Raw genomic sequence first — 18,863 nt, forward strand, 5'->3', positions numbered from 1 at the left:
GCATTATTAGGGTAGCCTATGCTATTTTGACGCTCGGCTTCCGTCTATTTCGACGAAACCCGTTGAATCCCTTACCGACTGCCGCGGCATCTGTGCCGAGACCAGTTGTGCAGCGCTGCGAAGGAGCACTCATCCATGAATCGACAACCCGTATCGCCGCGGACCTGGAACCGTCGACAGTTCTTCGGGTTCGGCGCCGCGACCGTCGGATCGGCGGCACTGCTCGCGGCCTGCGGCACCAGCGGTGGAGCCGAAACCGGTGCACCCCAGCCTGATTCGACAGACTCCTTCCCGGTGACCGTCACCGACAAATTCGGTCCCGTCACCATCGACCGGGCTCCCACGACGATCGCCTCCGTCGGCCGCACCGACCACGATGTGCTGCTCGCACTCGGCATCACCCCGGCCACGGTGTATCGCTTCGTCCCGCCCATGACGAAAGGCGTCGGCGTCTGGGCGGAATCGAAACTCGGTTCGGCGAATCCGACGATTCTGACCAACCCGATCAACATCGAGCAGGTGCTGGCCGCGCGGCCCGACCTCGTCCTCGATGTGCAGTCCGCCGGCGACGAGACCGAGTACCGGGCGCTGACCAAGATCGCGCCCACGCTCGGGCTGCCGCCGAACACCGCGCCGAATACGGTGACCTGGCAGGACTCCACGCGGATCATCTCCGCGGCGGTGGGCCGCAAAGCCGACGGCGAGAAGCTGATCACCGACACCCAGGCGGTCCTGGACCGGGCCAAGGCAGCGAATCCGGCCTTCCACGGCAAGACCGTATCGATCCTGCTCGGCAGCGCGCGGCAACTGGGCGTGTACACCGTCAACGACACCCGGATGAAGATCGCCGCGGCGCTGGGGCTGGTGCCCACGGCGTACGTGGCCGGGCTCGACCCCTCGAAGTTCTTCGTGGAACTGTCGGCGGAACTCGTCAACCAGGCCGACGCCGACGTCGTCGTGGTGCTGACCAGAGAGGGGCTCAGCCGCGCCGACACCCTCGCGCAGTACCCGGCGCTGGCGGCCTCGCGGGCCGCACAGGACAATCGCCTGGTCGTCGTGGAAGACTTCAACATCTCGTTGGCGCTGTCCGCCGGTTCGGTGCTGAGCGTGCCGTACGCCGTCGACGGTCTGGTGCCACTGCTGGCGCGCCGGTTCGCCTGATCCGCCGTTGCCGTCTGTCTGCCCGGCCGCGCACGCGTCGCGGCCGGGCACCGTGCTGTCATCTCCCGCGCAGATGGTCCGCGACGATCGGACCGATCTGCGCGAGGGAATGCGGAGCCATCAGATCGTCGTGGTCGAAGTTCACCGGGTAGTCGTCGATCCGGCCGGACAGGTAGGGACGCCAGCCGGCCAGCGCGGCGCCTTCGCTGTCTTCGGCCGCGAAGAACACCACGTCACCGGCGAATCTCGACGGCGCCGCGGTGCGATCGATCCGGGTGATCGCGAGCAAGCTGTCGACCAGCTCCCCGATCTCGCCCTCCGCCAGACCACCGAACACGCCACCGAATTCGGCGGCGTAGCCGCGCACGGTCGCCGCCGTGACGGTGACCGGATCCAGACCGCTCACGTCGTAACCGGCCCGTTCGAGCCAGCGGTAGTACAGGGTCGACAGGTCCAGCGGTGAATCAGCCACCGCCCCAGGCGGATCCACGTCCGCGTAGGCGTCCAACAGGATGAGCAGCGGCACCTCGTGCCCCCAGCTCTCGAGCACCGTGCCCACCATCTGGGCGATCCGTCCGCCCAGCGACCAGCCCAGCAGGTAATACGGCCCGTGCGGCTGCATCGCGACAATCCGGGCGGCGTAGCTGCGCGCCAGGTAGGGAATGCCGGGAGCGGCCAGGTGGTCGGCGTCGATGGCCGTGGCCTGCAAGCCGTAGACCGGCCGGTCCCGATCCAGATGCGGGAGCAGGCCCGAATACATCCACGCCAGGCCGAGTTTGGGGTGCACGCAGAAGAGGGCGGGCTTGTCACCGGTCCGGCGGATCGGCAACAGCGGCGCGAACGCTCCCTCCTCCCTGGTCCCAGTCGGCAGTGCGGCCACGTCACCGATATCGACGATGCGCGCCAGCGCGGCGACGGTCGGGGCGTCGAAGACGGTCCGCAGTGCCACCTCCACCCCGAGTTCGGCCTGGACCCTGGCCACCAGCTTGGTCGCCAGCAGCGAATAGCCGCCGAGTTCGAAGAAGGAATCGTCAGCGCCGACTTGTTCCACGCCGAGGATCTCGGTGAACAGCGCGCACAGCGTCTTCTCGGTCGAGGTCGTCGGCGCACGGTGCGGCGCGGACGCGCCGAGCTCGGGCATCGGCAGCGCCCGGCGGTCCACCTTGCCCGACGGGCGAAGCGGTAGCTCGCGAAGGCACACCACCGCGGCGGGAATCATGTGTTCGGGCAACCGGCCGCGCAGGAATCCGCGCAATTCCTCGCCGGTGACCGGGTCGTCCGCGCCGGTGGCGCAGTACCCGACGAGCACCGCCACCTTCGTCGAGGACCGGGTCGTGACGACCACCGCGTTGCGAACCGACCGGTGTTCGGCCAGAACGGATTCGATCTCCTGCAGTTCGACCCGCATGCCCCGGATCTTGACCTGGTCGTCGGCGCGGCCACGGAACTCGAGGGTCGCCTCCGGGGTCCAGTAGCCGAGGTCGCCGGTCCGGTACATGCGCTCGCCCGGCGGGCCGAACGGGTCGGTGACGAACCGTGCCGCCGTCGCCGCGGGATCGTTGACATATCCGCGCCCCAGGGGCAGACCCGCCACATACAACTCGCCCTGGACGCCGATCGGGACGGGATGGAGCAGCTCGTCGAGCACATAGATGCGGGTGTTCGGGTTGGGCCTGCCGATGCTCACCGAACCACGTTCGGCGCCGGGCTGGTAGATCAGGTGGCTGACCCCGATCGTCGCCTCCGCCGGACCGTAGCCGTGATACATGATCGAATCGCCCAGCCGGTCCCGGAACCGGGCGAACAGCTCGGGCGTGAGCGCCTCACCGCCGCACCACACATGCGTGAGCGTGCCTGCCACCTCCTCGATACCCGGCAGCCCGAGCATCACGTCCAGCACCGAGGACACCAGATAGGCGAAGGTGACGCGGTGTTCGCCGATGATGTCGAGCAGCCTGGCGGAATCGCGTTCGGCGCCGGGCTCGGCGATCACCAGGCGGGCTCCGGTGACCAGCGGCAGGAATATCTCGTTGATGGAGATGTCGAACCCGAGCGGCGCCTTGAACAGGGTCGCGTCACCGGGGCCGAATCCGAGGAGGCCGGCCTGCCAGAGCAGGCGGAAACAGATCGGCCGGTGCCGGATCATCGCGCCTTTCGGGCGCCCGGTCGTGCCGGAGGTGTAGATGACGTAGGCGAGACTGTCCCCGGTGAGCGCCGGTGGGGTGCTCGCGGGCACCGCCGACGGCAGCGGGGTGCTGACCGGATCAACGACCAGCACGTCGACATCGGCCAGATCCGGGAGATCGGCGCGGTGGCTCGCGGTGGTCAGCACCAGCCGCGCTGCCGAGCTGCGGCAGATCTCGGCGACGCGGGCCGCGGGCAGCGACGGTTCAGCGGGCGCGAACGCCGCGCCGCAGCGCAGCACGGCCAGCAGCGTGACGACGAGCTCGGCGCCGCGGTCCAGGTGGATCGCCACGATCTGCTCGGGCCCGATCCCGTACGCGGCGATCTCGGCGGCCAATGCCGCTGCCCGGCAATCCAGTTCGCCGTAGGTGAGCCGGGCGCCCGCACCGACCACCGCGACGGCATCCGGTGCCCGCCGCACCTGCGCGGCGAACAGCTCGGGCAGGGTGTGCTCCGGTTCGGGCGCCGCGGTGTCGTTGAACTCGTAGAGCAGGCGACGACGTTCGGCGGCGTCGAGCACGGCGAGCTCGGCGAGCCTCGTGTCCGGTGCGGCGGCCATGACATCGAGTACCCGCAGCAGCTTGGCCAGCATCGATTGCGCCGTCGTTGCATCGAACAGATCTGTGCTGTAACCGATTTCGAGGTCGAGCCCGGCACGGCCCGCTCCGGCGGTGAACCGGAACGACAGGTCGAACTTCGCGACCGGTAGCTCCGGGACGATCAGCCGGGCTCGCACACCGTCGAGGTCGACCCTGCCCGGTGCGTCGTCGTAGGTCACCATCGCCTGGAACAACGGATGCCGGGCAGGCGACCGCTCCGGATTCAGCGCCTCGACGAGTCGCTCGAACGGCACATCCTGGTGTTCGAGGCCACCGAGGACCGCGTCTCGGCTGCGGGCGGCGATCTCGCGCAGGGTCGGATTGCCCGCGACGTCGGTGCGCACCACCAGGGTGTTGACGAAGAAGCCGACGAGGCCGTGCAGTGCGTCGTCGGTGCGGCCCGCGATCGGCGTGCCGAGCGGAATATCTTTTCCCGCACCGAGTTTGGCCAGGGTCACCGCCACCGCCGCTTGGACGATCATGAACTCGCTCGCGCCCAGCTCACGCGCGAGTTCACGCACGCCGCTCGCCGTGCGCTCCGGCACCGATTCGCGCACGGCCCGGCCACGGTAGGACGGCTGCCGGGGACGCGGCCGGTCGGTGGGCAGGGTGAGTTCGTCGCCGATGCCGTCGAGCGTTTCCTGCCAGTAGCTGATCTGGGTGGCCGCGAGACTGCCGGGATTGTCGTCGGCGCCGAGGAGGTCGCGTTGCCACAGGGTGTAGTCGGCGTATTGCACCGGCATCGGCGACCATCCCGGCGCACGGCCCGCGCGGCGGGCGCGATAGGCGGTGCCGATGTCGTCGAGCAGCACACCGGTCGACCAACCGTCGCCCGCGATGTGGTGCAGCACCACCGACAGCACGTGCTCGTCCTCGGCATCGCAGTGCCACAACCGGAAACGGATGGGCAGGTGGCGGTCCAGCTCGAAGGCGTGCCCGGCGGCCTCGACCAGCTCGATGTCGACCTGATCCGCGGCGACGTCGCGCACCTCGAGTTCCGGTCGGCACTCGGCCGCGTCGAGGATTTGCTGCCGAGGTCCTTCGGCGTCGACAGCGATGACGGTGCGCAGACTGTCGTGGCGCGCGAGCACGTCGGCCAGGGCCGCCCGCAAGGCCGCCACGTCGAGTGGACCGGTGATGCGCAGGGCGAAGGGGATGTTGTAGTGCGGTGTCGGACCTTCGAAGCAGTACAGGAACCACAGCCGCTGCTGTGCGAACGACAGCGGGATACGGGCCCGGTCCGCTCGCCCCGATCGCGGCGACGGCCGGGTGCCGGTGGCGGTGTGCTCGATCGTGGCGGCGAGGCCGGCGACCGTCGGATGGTCGAAGATCGACCGCGCGCTGATCTCGCGCCCCAGGCGGGTGCGGACCCGCGAGACGAGTCGCGTGGCGAGCAGGGAGTGCCCGCCCAGCGCGAAGAACGAGTCCTCGGCACCGATCCGGGACGGGTCGTGGCCGAGGATCTCGGCGAACAGTGCGGCGAGTTCGCGTTCGGTACCGGTCTCCGGAGCGCGGCCGCCGGTGCCGTCGCCGAAGTCGGGAGCGGGCAACGCACGCCGGTCGAGCTTGCCGTTGCCGGTCAACGGCAGCCGGTCCAGGTCGACGAACGTCGCGGGAATCATGTGCTCGGGCAGCCGGTCACGCAGGTAGGAGCGCAACACAAGTGGATCCGGCGAGCGACCGACGACGTAGCCGACGAGGTAGGTTCCGCCGGGACGGTCGTCGCGGGCCACCACCGCGCACTGCGTCACCTCCGGGTGGGTGGCCAGCGCCGAGGTGATCTCGCCGGGTTCGATGCGGAAACCGCGAATCTTCACCTGGTCGTCGGCGCGGCCGCGGTATTCGAGCGATCCGTCCGATGTCCGCCGAGCCAGATCGCCGGATCGGTACAGGCGTTGTCCCGGCACGGCGAACGGATTCGCCACGAACCTGGCCGCGGTGAGGCCGGGTCGTCCCAGGTAGCCGCGCGCGAGTTGGGTTCCGCCGATGTAGATCTCGCCTTCGACCCCGTCCGGGACCGGGCGCAGGGCGCTGTCGAGCACGTACACATCCAGTCCGGGCAGTCCCCTGCCGATCGCGCTCGCCGACGAGTCCGCGTGCGCGGCGTCGAGCGCCAGATGTGTGACGTGCACGGTGGTTTCGGTGATGCCGTACATATTGACCAGACGGGGTGCGTCGCCGGCGTGCCTGCTGTACCAACCGGCCAGACGAGTCGGCTCGAGCGCTTCGCCGCCGAACACGATGAGGCGCAACGCGAGCGGGATCCCGGTGCGTTCCGCGTCGGCTCGCACGAGCTCCGCGAAGGCCGACGGCGTCTGGTTGAGCACGGTGACCCGATGCTCGGCCAGCAGGTCGAGGAACTCTCCGGGTGAACGGGTCACCGCCCGCTGGACGACGATCAAGCGCCCACCGTGCAACAGCGGCCCCCACAGTTCCCACACCGAGAAATCGAATGCGGTGGAATGGAACAGCGTCCACACGTCGTCGGGGCCGAGGCTCAGCAGTGGCTGCGCGGCGGCGAACAACGCCACCACACTGCGATGGGAGACCACCACGCCCTTCGGCCTGCCGGTGGAGCCGGAGGTGTAGATGACGTGAGCGGGGTGATCCGGGCGCAGTCTCGCGATCGGCGCGAACCGATCGGCCGGGTCGCCCCCGGGCTCGGATCCGTCGGTGACGGTGAAGAGTCGAAGACCGAGATCCGCTGCGCCCGTGTGACTCTCGTCGGATATTACGGCCGCGGGCGCGGAGTCGTCGAGGACGAACCGGATGCGGTCGGCCGGGTAGTCGGGGTCGATCGGCACATATGCCGCGCCGGACCGGACGACGCCGAGGATCGCCACGACGAGATCAGCGGAACGGCCGAGCAGGATCGCCACCCGGTCCTCCGGGCCGATGCCCGCCCGGATCAGCCTGCCCGCCAGCCGCTGCGACCTGGCATCGAGTTCGCCGTAGGACAGTTCCACCGAACCACACACCACCGCGACCGCGTCCGGTGCGCGGCGCGCTCGAGCGACGAAGAATTCGGGCAGAGTCGTCGCGGGGACGGCGGTCCGCGCACCGTGCCCGGCCCGCAGGAAGGCGGCGCGCTCGACATCGGTGAACGGATCGATCGCCGCCACGGGAACTTCCGGATCGGCGACGAGGGCGGCGAGGAGCGCGGCGAGCCGGTCGAGCAGGGTTCGTGCCGCGGCGGCGTCGAACGCGTCCGGCCGATATCGGAGGCTGAGTTCGAGTGCACCCGGCGTCGGCAACGCCATGAGCGTCAACGGATAGTGCGTGGCGATGGGGCGATCGATGGCGGTGCATCGCAACCCGCCGTCGGTCTGCACCCGGGTGATCGCCTCGGCGTCGAACGGGAACGACTCGAACACCACCAGCGAGTCGAACAGCTCCCCCGCTCCGGTGCCGAGCGCCTGCTGGATGTCCGCGAGCCCGACATGGTGGTGGTCGAGCAACGCCACCTGCTCGGACTGCATCCGGGTCAGCAGATCTGTGAGGCGTTCCCCCGCGGGGAGGCGGACCCGGACCGGCACGGTGTTGATGAACAGCCCGATCATCGATTCGACGCCGGGCAGGTCGGCGGGCCGACCCGAAACCGTCGCGCCGAACACCACGTCGTCACGTCCGGTGAGCCGCCCCACGAGCAGACCCCACGCGGTTTGGAGCACGGTGTTGACAGTGACGCCGAGGCGTTGACCCAACCGGCCGAGCCCACCGGCCAACTCCGGTTCGATGACCCGACCCACCTTGTCCGGCAGCGACATCGACGTCCCGCGCAGCTGTGGCGCGAGCAGTGTCGGTTCCCGGATCCCGTCCAGTGCGGCGGCCCACGCCGCCCTCGACGCGGCATTGTCACGCCGGCGCAGCCAGGTGAGATAGTCCCGATACGGCCGGGGCGGTCCGCTGTCGCCCGCTGTCCCGGCGTAGAGGGTGAACAGGTCGCGCATCAGCAACGGTGTTGACCAGCCGTCGCTGATGATGTGGTGGTTGGCCAGCACCATCCGGTGGGACCGGTCGCCGAGGCGGATCACCAGCAACCGCAGCAGCGGTGGCTGTTCCAGGTCGAACCGGGTGCGGCGGTCCTGCTCGACGAGGCGGCGGGCCTCGGTCTCGGCCTCGGGGTGGTCGCTGAGATCGATATAGGTGACGGGGACCTCGACAGCGCGCAGCACCACCTGCATCGGCTCGTCGAAATCCCGGACGATCGCGGCGCGCAGCACGGTGTGGCGTGCGGTCAACGCGGCCAGGGCCGCCCGCATCCAATCCCGATCGAACAGCCCTTCCAGATCGATGACGAGTTGGGCGATGTAGACGTCGATCGCGTCGGGATCGTGCTCGTCCCAGGTCGCGTGGAACAGCAGGCCCTGTTGCAGCGGGGACAGCGGCAGGATGTCCTCGATCCCCGATCCCGGCGCGGTCACGACTTCCGCCATTTCGCTTCGAGGGCGTCGAGCTGAGACTGGTCCAGCGACACCAGGGACAGATCCGACGGTGTACGGCCGCCCGCACCTGGCCCGGCCGCATGCCGGATGAGCGCGTCGAGCGCGGCCCGCCACCGTTCGGCCAGGGCGAGCACGTCGCCGTCGGCGAGGATCCCACCCGCGTACATCCAATGCGCGGTCAACCGGGTGCCCTCCGGTCCGACTTCGGTGACCGCGTTGACCACCACGGTGGTCGGCATCGGCATGGCCGGATCGTAAGCCGCACCGAGCCCACCCGGGCTGATCGACCAGGCACCGGTGCCGACCTCCACCCTGCCCAGATAGTTGAAACCCAGTTGTGGAGCAGCGAATTCACGAAGCGGCGCCGCGGCGCCGGAATCCAGATAGCGGAGTATCCCGTAACCGACACCGTGGTCGGGTATCTCGCGCAGACGCTCTTTGACGCGCTTGAGGGCGACGCCCGCCGCCGATCCGGCGGCGAACGCGTCATCGAGATCGATTCCCGCAAGATCCAGGCGCACCGGATACTGCGTGGTGAACCAGCCGACCGTGCGCGAAAGATCCGCGCCCGCGACCGCGGACTCCTCGCGCCCGTGCCCCTCCATCAGCACCAGCACCGACTCGGCGTCGGTGCCGCGCTCGCGGCGCCAGCCGGTGACGGCGAGGGCGAAAGCGGCGAGCAACGTGTCCTCCACGGTGCCGAAGAAGGCCTGCGGCACCGTGGTGAGGAGGGCGTCGGTCGTCGCCGCGTCCAGTTCCACGGTCACCGACTCGACGGTCGACCACGTATCCCGAACCGGGTCCGGCCGACGCGACCCGAGCAGTTCGTCGGGTCCGCGCACTACGTCACGCCAGTAGTCGAGTTCCTTCGCCCGTGACCCGGCCTGCTCGACCAGGCCTCGCGACCACGCCCGCACCGAACTACCCACGGCCGGCAGGGCCGGGTCCGCACCGGCCTCGGCCGCGCGGCACGCACCCGCCAGATCCTCCACGAGCAGGCGCAGCGATACCCCGTCGACCACCAGATGGTGTGCGACCAGGAGCAACTGTCCTCGGTCCTGACCGGCATCGAACCAGACCACCTGCGCCATCACCCCGTTCACCGGGTCGAGGCGGTCCGCGGCGGACTCGAGCTCGCCTGCGACGGTGCCGGCGGTCCTCGCCTCGGTGACCGGGACTCGGCGCACCAGTGATCGCGCGCGAATCGCTCCTCGCGGGCGGACATCCAGGTGTGGCCGGTCCGCGCGAACCAGCCGCGCCCGCAGGACATCATGGGTGTCGAGCACCGCGTCGAGCGCCTTGCCGAGGGTGCTGGGTTCCAAGGGTGGAACGTCGACGAGCACCCACATGCGGTGGCGGTCACCGAGCAGGCCACGCTCGGCGAAGGACCGCATGATCGGCGACGCCTCGACGGCTCCCACCGGATCATCGGGTGCCGTCGCCTGCTCCGGTTCGTCGTCACGGGTCGCGAAGGCAGCCAGTGCCTCGATCGTGCGATGCTCGAAAACGTCCTTGGGCAGGATCTTCAGCCCCGCCTTCCTGGCGCGGCTGACGAGCCCGATCGCGAGGATGCTGTCGCCGCCGATCTCCAGGAACGCCTCGGTCACGCCGACGGTGTCGCGATGCAGTACCTCGGCGAAGATTCGTGCCAGCGTTTCCTCCGCGGCGCCGGACGGCGGCCGGGACGTGTCCGTGCCCCTCGCGAACTCCGGTGCGGGCAGTGCGCGCCGATCGGTTTTCCCCGACGGCGACAGGGGCAGTTCGTCCAGCACGACGACAGCCGCCGGGACCATGTGCTCGGGCAGCTCGCGGGCGAGGTACGCACGCAGCGTGGCACCGTCGACGGCAGAACGGGAGCCCACGTAATCGGCGGGAATCGCGTAGGCCGCGAGGTAGATTCCGCCGGGCCCGTCCGAGCGGCCCACCACGACGGCGCGAGCGACGAGCGGATGTCGCTCCAGCACCGCCTCGATCTCCCCCGGTTCCACCCGGAATCCGCGGATCTTCACCTGTTCGTCGACTCTGCCCACGAATTCGAGAGCGCCGGCGGGATTCCAGCGCGCCCGGTCGCCGGTGCGATAGAGACGTCCACCGACAGCGGAATCGGCGGGGACGAAAGGATCGGCGATGAACCGCGCCGCCGTCAGACCCGGCCGCCGCAGATATCCGCGGGCCAGCTGAACCCCGCCGACATAGAGTTCCCCGGTGGCGCCGACCGGAACCGGACGCAGAGCGCGGTCCAGCACGTAGCACCGGGTATTGGCGACCGGGCGGCCGATCGGAATCGAACCCGCTTGTCGTACTTGGTCATCGCTTGTGACGATGTCGTACAGCGTGCAGCCCACTGTCGTTTCGGTCGGCCCGTACTCGTTGATCACCTCGATCGTGCCGGTTGCCGGGGGTCGCCACCGGTCCAGTGCTTCTGCGCGTAGTGCCTCACCGGCGATCACGAGGGTCCGTGGACCGTCCGCGGCGAAGTTCACCGACGACACCAGCGGGAGATGGCTCGGGGTGACCTTGAGGAAGGAAGCAGGCCCGGCGGCCGTCGCGATCGCGTCGGGCCCCTCGTCGCACAGTTCGAGCACGCCACCGCACAGCAGCGTCCCGAAGAGCGGGGTCACGGTGAAGTCGAAGGAGATCGACGAGTGCAGCAGGGTGCGTCCGGCCAGACCGGTGAATCGGCGGATCGCCCAATCCAGGTGGTTGCCCACGGCCCGGTGCGAGACGACGACGCCCTTCGGTACGCCGGTCGACCCGGAGGTATAGATGACGTAGGCGGGATTGTCCGGGTGCAGTGGGCCGGTCCGGTCTCGATCGGACAGCGGGGCGCCCGAACGCGACTCCAGCAACGCCACGACATCCGGCTCGTCCAGCACCAGTCGCCGCACACCCGCCTCGGGGAGGCCCGCGGCCACCGAGCTCGTCGTGATCACCAGATCCGCGCGCGAGTCGTCGAGCATCAGCCGCACCCGGTCGGCGGGATAGGACGGATCCACCGGGACATAGGCCGCGCCCGCCGCGAGGGTTCCCAGGACCACCACCAGCATGCCGGCAGATCGTGGGACAGCCAGCGCGACGATGTTCTCGGGGCCGATACCGTGCCCGGCCAGATGCCGAGCGAGCCGATTGGCCCGGACATGCAGCTCGGTGTAGGTCATTTCGACGGTGGCCGAGCCACTTCCGGAATCGATGACCGCTGTCGCGTCGGGCGTTGCGGCGACTCGATCGGCGAAACGGTCAGGCAGCAATCGGGTGTCGGCCGGTGTCGCGGTGTCGTTCCACGCACGCACAACCTGCTCGCGCTCGCCGGGCGTGAGCAGGACCAGCTCGGCGAGCGGGGCGGTGGGGTCGGCCAGCACCGCGCCGAGTAGCCGATCGAGCTGGGTGAGCAACCTGCCTACCTGGTCGCCGGCTCCCTCGCCCGCCGGATAATTGGCCTCGACCGACATCTCGTCGCCGTCGGTTTCGATCGCGAGGGTCAGGTCGAAGCGGGCATCGCCGCCGGGCACATGTCGCCGGCTCACGTGCAGACCCGCGGCGCGAAACGGTTCCAGCATCGGTGAGCGCAGCGACAACACGATGTCGAACAGGCGCCCGTCGCCGCGCGGCCGCTGCGTGTCGGCGGCCTTGGCGATGTCGTCGAGCTCGATGTGCTGATGGATGTAGCCGTCGAGGCAGGTGTTGCGGCACCGAGCCAGCAGTGTCGCGAAATCATCGGCCGGATCGACCTCGGCACGCAGTGGGATCGTATTGCCCAGATAGCCGATGACGGACTCCGAGCCGACGAAGTCGCGGTTGACAACCGGTGCGCCGATGAGGAATTCGCGTGCGCCGGTATAGCCGTGCACCAGCGCGGACACCGCGGCGAACAGCACCATGAAGGTCGACACGCCTTCGCGCCGGGCGAGCTCTCTGACCCGACGTCCGGTGCTCGGACCCATCGGCCGCGACAGCTCCTGCCCCCGGCCGCCCGCGCCGCCGGAGATGCCGGGCAGATCCAACACGGCAGGCAGGGACGCGAGCCTGCCGCGCCAATAGGCGAGTCCGGCCTCGTCGGGTCCGCTCGCACCGAGCGCGACATCGGCGAACTGCCGCTGCGCTCGATCCTCGCGCAGTGGTCGCCCGGCGAGCAGGCCCCGGTAACCGTCCATCAACTCGCCGAAGAACACCGCGGTGGAGGCGTCGTCCCACACGATGTGGTGGGCGACCACGACCAGTGTGCTTGTCGCGGTACCGGTTCGGATCAGGCGGACCCGCAAGGGCGAATCCTGCGACAGGTCGAACGGTCGCCCGGCGACCGCGCGGGCGAGCTCGTCGACGCGCGCGGCACGGGGGGTATCGGCCAGCTCGCTGAGGTCGAACTGCTCGTATACGGCGGGCAGTTCGTCGGCCACCACTTGCACGGGCCGGTCGTTGTCCATGCGGTAGGTGGTGCGCAAGATGTCGTGCCGGGCGACCACGCTCTGCACAGCCTGCCCGAGCAGGTCCGGATCCAGGGTGCCGACGACATCCACCGCGATCGTCACGTTGTAGCCGACCGTCCCCGGATCGAGCTGCTGGATCGACCACATGCGCTGCTGGCCGGGCGAGAGTGGGCGTGGGACACCGGATGGGGCGGATTCGTCGGCGCGCACCGCGGGCGCGTTGAGCAGATTCGCCGCGGCCAGGCGGCGTTGGAGCAGTTCACGACGACGTTCGGCCAGGTTCGCAGATCTGTCCGCATTCATGCGGAACCGCCTTTCGCTTCCGGGGCAACCGAATTCGGCTGTGCGATCAGCTCCCCCGAGATGTTCATCGGACTTCAGGCATGCTCGGGGTGTCGCCGCGTCACCGCATCCGCTCGATCAGGCTCGCCGGGCGCATATCCGTCCAGACGGTCTCGACATAGTCGAGGCACGCTTGCCGATCCCCCGGCCCGTGATCGACCGTCCAGCCCGCGGGCACCTCCGCGAACACCGGCCACAGCGAGTACTGCTTCTCCGCATTGACCAGGATGTAGAACTCGCCGCTGTCATCGTCAAAGGGATTGGGGGACATGGAATCTCCTCGATCGGACGAATGCCGGCCCATGAAGTAAAGCAAGCCTTGCCTAATTATGGCAAGGGGTTGACGGCGCGACAGCCTTGCGGCTATGCGTCAAATACGTTCGCCGCCAAGGTGATCCGGTGCCGCAGCATCCTCGCGCGGGTAGGAGTCGGCATCGACAGCTCGCGGGTCGACCGAACTCGACAGGCGCGCTCGGCGCAGACCCGGCATGCGCAGCGACAACGTTGTCACCGCGACGACACAGAGCAGGCCGCCGATCACCGGCACGACGGGCGCGGGCAGGAATCGCGCCAGCACCCCTGCCGCCATATTGCCCACATTGGGAGTGACCGTTCCCTGCGCCAGCCACAGGCCGGCGACCCGGCCCTGTAGTCGATCCGGCGTCCGCTGCTGGATCAGCGCTCTGCGAAGAATTTCCGAGGTGGTATCCGCCAAGCCCGCGAAGACCAAGGCTGCCAGGGCGACCCACAGCGACGCCGTGAGCCCGACGCAGGCGATCGCCACACCCCAGACGAGCACAGCGCCGATGAGCACCACGCCGGTCTCGCGAACCCGGCCGGCCCACCCGCTGACGAACGCCGCGAACAGCGCACCGACGGCGGGCGCGGAGTACAGCAGCCCCACCGTCTGCGGCCCACCACCGAAGTGCTCGCTCGCCAACTCCGGAAACAAGGCGTACGGCATGGCCGTTGCCATCGCCAGAGTATCGATCAACAGCACGCCGCCGACGACGCGATCGCGCCGCACGAACGACAATCCTTCGACGATCGAGCGGATCGGATGCCGATCCTCCGCGATGTCGGGCGGCGGCACCGGGGTGAGCAAGCACAGCAAGACCGCGCTGATCACGAAGCAGAGTGCATCGAGGGCGAAACACACCGCCAGCCCGGGCCCCGCGGCGATCACCCCGGCCAGCACCGGTCCGATCACCGCACCACACTGGATCGAGAGAGCAGTCAACGCGGCCGCGGCGGCCAACCGCTCGGGGCCGACCAGGGCGGGCACGAGTGCCATGAGCGCGGGAGCTCCCAGCCCGTTGATACCGCCCGCCAGTACGGCGGCGGCGTACACAACCCAGAGGTGCGGAGCAGGCAGCGCCGCGTTGACGGCAAGTCCCACGAAGACGACCACGACCGCCGCCCGCGTGGCGACGGCGATCATGCGCCGGTCGGCTCTGTCCGCGACCACGCCTCCGCTCAGTATGCCGACGAGCAGCGCCACCGCGAAGACCAACCCCACCGCACCGACCTGCAACGAGGAACCGGTGAGCTGATAGACCTGCAGGTTCACCGCCACGACAGTGAGATGCGTGCCCAGCATCGAAATCGCCTGCGCGGCGAGGACGAACCGGAATTCGGGCGCGGCGCGCAGCGGTCCGACATCGATGACCACGTCTCCCAGCCGCACAAGCCCCTCCAGCCATCGAGCTACGATGTGGTGAGCCTAACCTAAATTTCATTGCCGTTCGGGGGGTTCTCGATCTTCAGCACCGATATCGTTGGGCAGAGTTTCGATTCGAGTCCAGCGGAATCTGGATGTGCACGAAAGGAATACGCCGATGCGGCGCACAGGGTCGCGCGCCCGAGTCTCGACGGCCGATCCCGGCGCCGCACCATCTGTGGTCGAGCACTCCCCGGTGCCCGAGCGCACCGCGACCCGCTACCGCACCCGCACGCTCCAGATCATCGCGCTGCTCGGGCTTCTGGTGCTGAGCGCCACGCTGAGCCTCTGCATCGGCGCCAAGCCCATTCCGCTCGACGCGGTCTGGCACGCGCTGCTCACGCCGACCGGTCTCGAGGACGACATGATCATTCGAGATCTGCGTGTTCCCCGTACGGTGATCGGCGCACTGGTCGGCGCGGCTCTCGGCTTGGCGGGAGCCCTGACGCAGGGGCACACCCGCAACCCGATCGCCGATCCCGGAATCCTGGGGATCACCCACGGCGCGGGCCTGGCCATCGTCTTGGCGACCTTCTCGCTCGGAATCACCGATCTGCACAGCTTCATCTGGTTCGGTTTCGCCGGAGCCGCCCTCGGCGCGGTCATCGTGTTCGCGGTCGGGTCGGCAGGCAAAGGTGGACCGACACCACTGACGCTCGTTCTGGCGGGTGCCGCGATCAGCGCACTGCTGCAAGCGATCACGTTCGCTGTCGTCCTGCTCGATCAGCGCAGCCTGGACGCGTTCCGCTTCTGGAAGGTGGGATCGATCGCTGTCGCCGGAATGCCCCTGGTGGTGCAGGTCCTGCCGTTTCTCGTGATCGGGCTGGCGCTCGGTCTCGCCGGCGCGTCCGGATTGAACGCGCTGGCGCTGGGTGAGGACGTGGCCCGGTCGCTCGGTCACAGCGTGGAACGGGTGCGCATCCTCGGCATCACCGCGATCACGATCCTGGTCGGCGCGAGTGTCGCGGTCTGCGGGCCGATCGGGTTCGTCGGCCTGCTCGTTCCCCACGCGGTCCGACTGGTCACCGGACCGGACCATCGCTGGCTGCTCCCCTTCTCGGCACTGGCCGGGAGCATCCTGGTCCTGCTGACCGATACCGTGGGTCGCATCGTCGCCCGGCCAGGCGAGATCGAGGTCGGTGTGATGCTGGCGCTGATCGGCGCACCGTTCTTCGTTGTTCTGGTGCGCCGACGAAAGCTGGTCCGACTGTGAACCACAGCTCGCGCACCGGGGTCAGCGCCGCACCGCCGCCCTCGCTCCGACGCCCCGCACTGCGAATCGGTGCGTTCTCCATGGCTTTGCGCGTACGGCCACTGCTGCTGGTGATCGTCGCGACCCTCGTTCTCCTCGTTGTTTTCGTGGTCAATCTCGGCCTCGGCGCATTCACCCTGACACCGGCCGAGGTCGTGGCAGTCCTGCTCGGCGGCGGTCACCCGGCCGATCGACTCGCGGTTCTCGAACTGCGCATGCCGCGCGCCGTCGCGGCTGTGCTGGTGGGCGCGGCATTGGGCCTGTCCGGCGCGATCATCCAAACGGTCGCACGAAATCCACTGGCCAGCCCGGACATCCTCGGTGTCACCTGGGGCGCCGGTGCGGCTGTCACCGCGGCCATCGTCTTCGGCGGCACCTCCGGCGGCATCCTGAGCACCACGGGGCTGCCCGCGGTGGCGCTGGTCGGTGGGCTGTTCGCCGGACTCGTCGTGTTCGGGCTCACCTACCGGGACGGACTCGATTCGCTGCGACTGCTTCTGGTCGGCGTCGGAGTCATGGCCATCGCCTCGAGCGCCACCGTGTGGTTGCTCAGTGTCGGCGAGCTCAACGACGCCGGTCGCGCCCTGATCTGGCTGACCGGGAGCTTGAACGGACGAGGCTGGAGTGACGCTGTCCCCCTGGCGATCACGCTCGCGATACTGGTCCCACCGACCTTGATCGGGTCCCGCACACTGGGCGCACTGCAATTCAACGACGACACCGTCCGCGCGATCGGCGTGCGTCTGACGCCGGCACGCGGCGTGCTGCTGCTGGCCGCCGTGGTCTTCGCCGCGGTCGCGACAGCGGTGTCCGGGCCGATCCAGTTCGTCGCCCTGTGCGCGCCCCAGATCGCGCTACGCCTGGCACGACTACCACGTCCACCGCTGATCCTGTCGATGATTCTCGCCGCGATCCTCGTCCTGACCGCCGACTTGATCTCCCGAGCGGCATTCGGCAGCACGGAACTACCGGTCGGCGTCGTCACCGCAGTGCTCGGCGCCCCCTATCTCATCCACCTGATCACTCGACGCCGTCGAAGCGACACCGTCTGAAACGACCGGCCACACCTCATCGGCCTTCGACATGGGCAGCCGTGCGCGCGGATCATCCTGTCGCGCAGTGTGATCGACTCTGCTGTGTCAACTGTGGCCGTCGTTCACCTCGACTGGTATCCCGGGCGCGGCGAGCGCGTTCGCGTCCAGATCCTGTCGACGAATCGAGACCAGCGCCACCACACCGGCCAACCCGGCGACGACCGCCGCGCCGACCAGGACCTCGTGCAGACCGGTAATGAACGAACTGCGGACGGCGTCGGCCACTGCTGCGGCAAGGGGAGTCGGCACCGCGTCGATGACCTGCTGGCCCGCACCGACGGCGGTTGCCTCCGCAGCCTCGTCGGCGCGAGCACCCATGAGGCCGGCTACCTCGGTCTCATGGAACGCCGTCTCGACCCTGCTGTGGAACAGCGACCCCAGCGCGGCGACCCCGATGGCCATCCCCGCCTGCTGCATCGTCTCGTTGATGCCCGATGCCATCCCGGCCTTGTCCGGGGTGACCACCGCGATCGCGATCGCGGCACGCGGCGGGTTGAACAGCCCCATGCCGAAGCCGATCAGCAGCATCGACGGGATCAGCGCGGTCCAATCCGACGCCGCGTCGACCAAGAGCACCGCGACCAGACCCGCGGCGATGAACAGCTGCGACGCACCGACCAGCAGCCCGGGATTGGCGCGGGCGGTGAGGATTCCGGCGACAACTGCGGCGGCGAACAGCGTCAGTGTCAATGGCAAGAACCTGATTCCGCTGTCGAAGGCTGTGTAGGACAGCACGTTACGGACATACGAGATCAGCAGGAACAGGGCAGGCATCACCGACATGGCCGAGAGCGTTGCCACGATCGACAGGCCGTTGAACGTCCGGTTTCGCAACAGCGACAGATCGACCATCGCGTCGGTGCCACGGCGGCGCTCGATGACAGCGAACGCGACCAGCAATCCCACCGTCGCGACGAAACTGCCGAGGACCGGCACACTCGTCCAGCCGTCGGTCTCACCTCGCATCAGTCCGAAGACGAGGAAGAACAGCGCCGAGGAGAACGTCGCCATCCCGAGCCAATCAACTCTCGGCGCGTCCCGGTCGGAGGATTCACGCATCCGCTGCCGGCCGATCAGCAAGGCGATCACCGCGAAGGGCACGTTGATCAGAAAGATCCAGCGCCAATTCCATGTCTCGGTGAGCACTCCGCCGATCAACGGGCCGAACGCGATCGCCAACCCCACGACTGCGCCGAAGACACCGAACGCGCGGCCCCGGTCCTTGCCGCGAAACTCGTGCCCGAGCAGGGCGGGGCCGACCGCGAACAAGACCGCACCGCCGAGCCCCTGGACGAACCGCGCGCCGATCAACACGGCGTCGCTGGTGGCCAGCCCGCAGGCCAGGGAGGCGAGGGTGAAAACGACCATGCCGTATTGGAATACCCGGCGCCGCCCGATCCGGTCGGCCAGCGACCCGGCAGCGAGCAGCACCGTGGCCAAACCGAGCGCGTAGGCGTCGAGTATCCATTGAAGCTCGGTGAAAGTGGAATCGAACGTGGCCCGAATGTCCGAGAGCGCCACGTTCACCACGGTGAGGTCCAGCATGAGCATGAAGGTCGCGATGGCGACCGCCGCCAACGTCCAGCCTGCGGCGCGGCGGTCGGTTTCGGGAGTGAGGTCCACAGACACTGTCACGGTTTCT

8 protein-coding genes are annotated in these 18,863 nt (G+C 68.9%); 3 read left to right on the forward strand and 5 right to left on the reverse strand.

Going from position 1 to position 18,863, the window contains the following annotated elements:
* Window positions 1–135 precede the first annotated feature (135 nt).
* A complete protein-coding gene (locus tag ACFWFP_RS12350; RefSeq protein ID WP_379294813.1) occupies window positions 136–1,161 on the forward strand; it encodes an ABC transporter substrate-binding protein in 1,026 nt (341 codons plus the stop codon).
* Between the two features lie 58 nt (window positions 1,162–1,219).
* On the opposite strand, the gene ACFWFP_RS12355 is transcribed toward ACFWFP_RS12350, so the two are convergent.
* The 4 genes from ACFWFP_RS12355 to entS form a co-directional block, all read right to left on the reverse strand.
* Window positions 1,220–8,368 (reverse strand): amino acid adenylation domain-containing protein, encoded by a 7,149-nt coding sequence (locus ACFWFP_RS12355; protein ID WP_379294814.1) that lies wholly within the window; start codon window positions 8,366–8,368, stop codon window positions 1,220–1,222.
* Complete coding sequence (locus ACFWFP_RS12360; protein ID WP_379294815.1) at window positions 8,365–13,116, reverse strand: amino acid adenylation domain-containing protein; 4,752 nt, start codon at window positions 13,114–13,116, stop codon at window positions 8,365–8,367. The genes ACFWFP_RS12355 and ACFWFP_RS12360 overlap by 4 nt, the downstream gene beginning before the upstream one ends.
* 100 nt (window positions 13,117–13,216) lie before the next feature.
* On the reverse strand, window positions 13,217–13,426 hold the full coding sequence (locus ACFWFP_RS12365) for an MbtH family protein (protein ID WP_379294816.1): 210 nt from the start codon (window positions 13,424–13,426) through the stop codon (window positions 13,217–13,219).
* Between the two features lie 99 nt (window positions 13,427–13,525).
* On the reverse strand, window positions 13,526–14,842 hold the full coding sequence (gene entS / locus ACFWFP_RS12370) for an enterobactin transporter EntS (protein WP_379294817.1): 1,317 nt from the start codon (window positions 14,840–14,842) through the stop codon (window positions 13,526–13,528).
* A gap of 151 nt (window positions 14,843–14,993) precedes the next feature.
* On the opposite strand from entS, the gene ACFWFP_RS12375 reads away from it, so the two are divergent.
* Both ACFWFP_RS12375 and ACFWFP_RS12380 read left to right on the forward strand, forming a co-directional pair.
* Complete coding sequence (locus ACFWFP_RS12375) at window positions 14,994–16,088, forward strand: FecCD family ABC transporter permease (RefSeq protein ID WP_379294818.1); 1,095 nt, start codon at window positions 14,994–14,996, stop codon at window positions 16,086–16,088.
* Window positions 16,089–16,168: 80 nt separating this feature from the next.
* On the forward strand, window positions 16,169–17,179 hold the full coding sequence (locus ACFWFP_RS12380) for a FecCD family ABC transporter permease (protein WP_379294819.1): 1,011 nt from the start codon (window positions 16,169–16,171) through the stop codon (window positions 17,177–17,179).
* An 87-nt stretch (window positions 17,180–17,266) separates the two neighbouring features.
* On the opposite strand, the gene ACFWFP_RS12385 is transcribed toward ACFWFP_RS12380, so the two are convergent.
* A complete protein-coding gene (locus ACFWFP_RS12385) occupies window positions 17,267–18,856 on the reverse strand; it encodes an MFS transporter (protein ID WP_379294820.1) in 1,590 nt (529 codons plus the stop codon).
* Window positions 18,857–18,863: the final 7 nt, after the last annotated feature.

Source organism: Nocardia sp. NPDC060249, from assembly GCF_042728755.1.
Taxonomy (GTDB): Bacteria; Actinomycetota; Actinomycetes; order Mycobacteriales; family Mycobacteriaceae; genus Nocardia.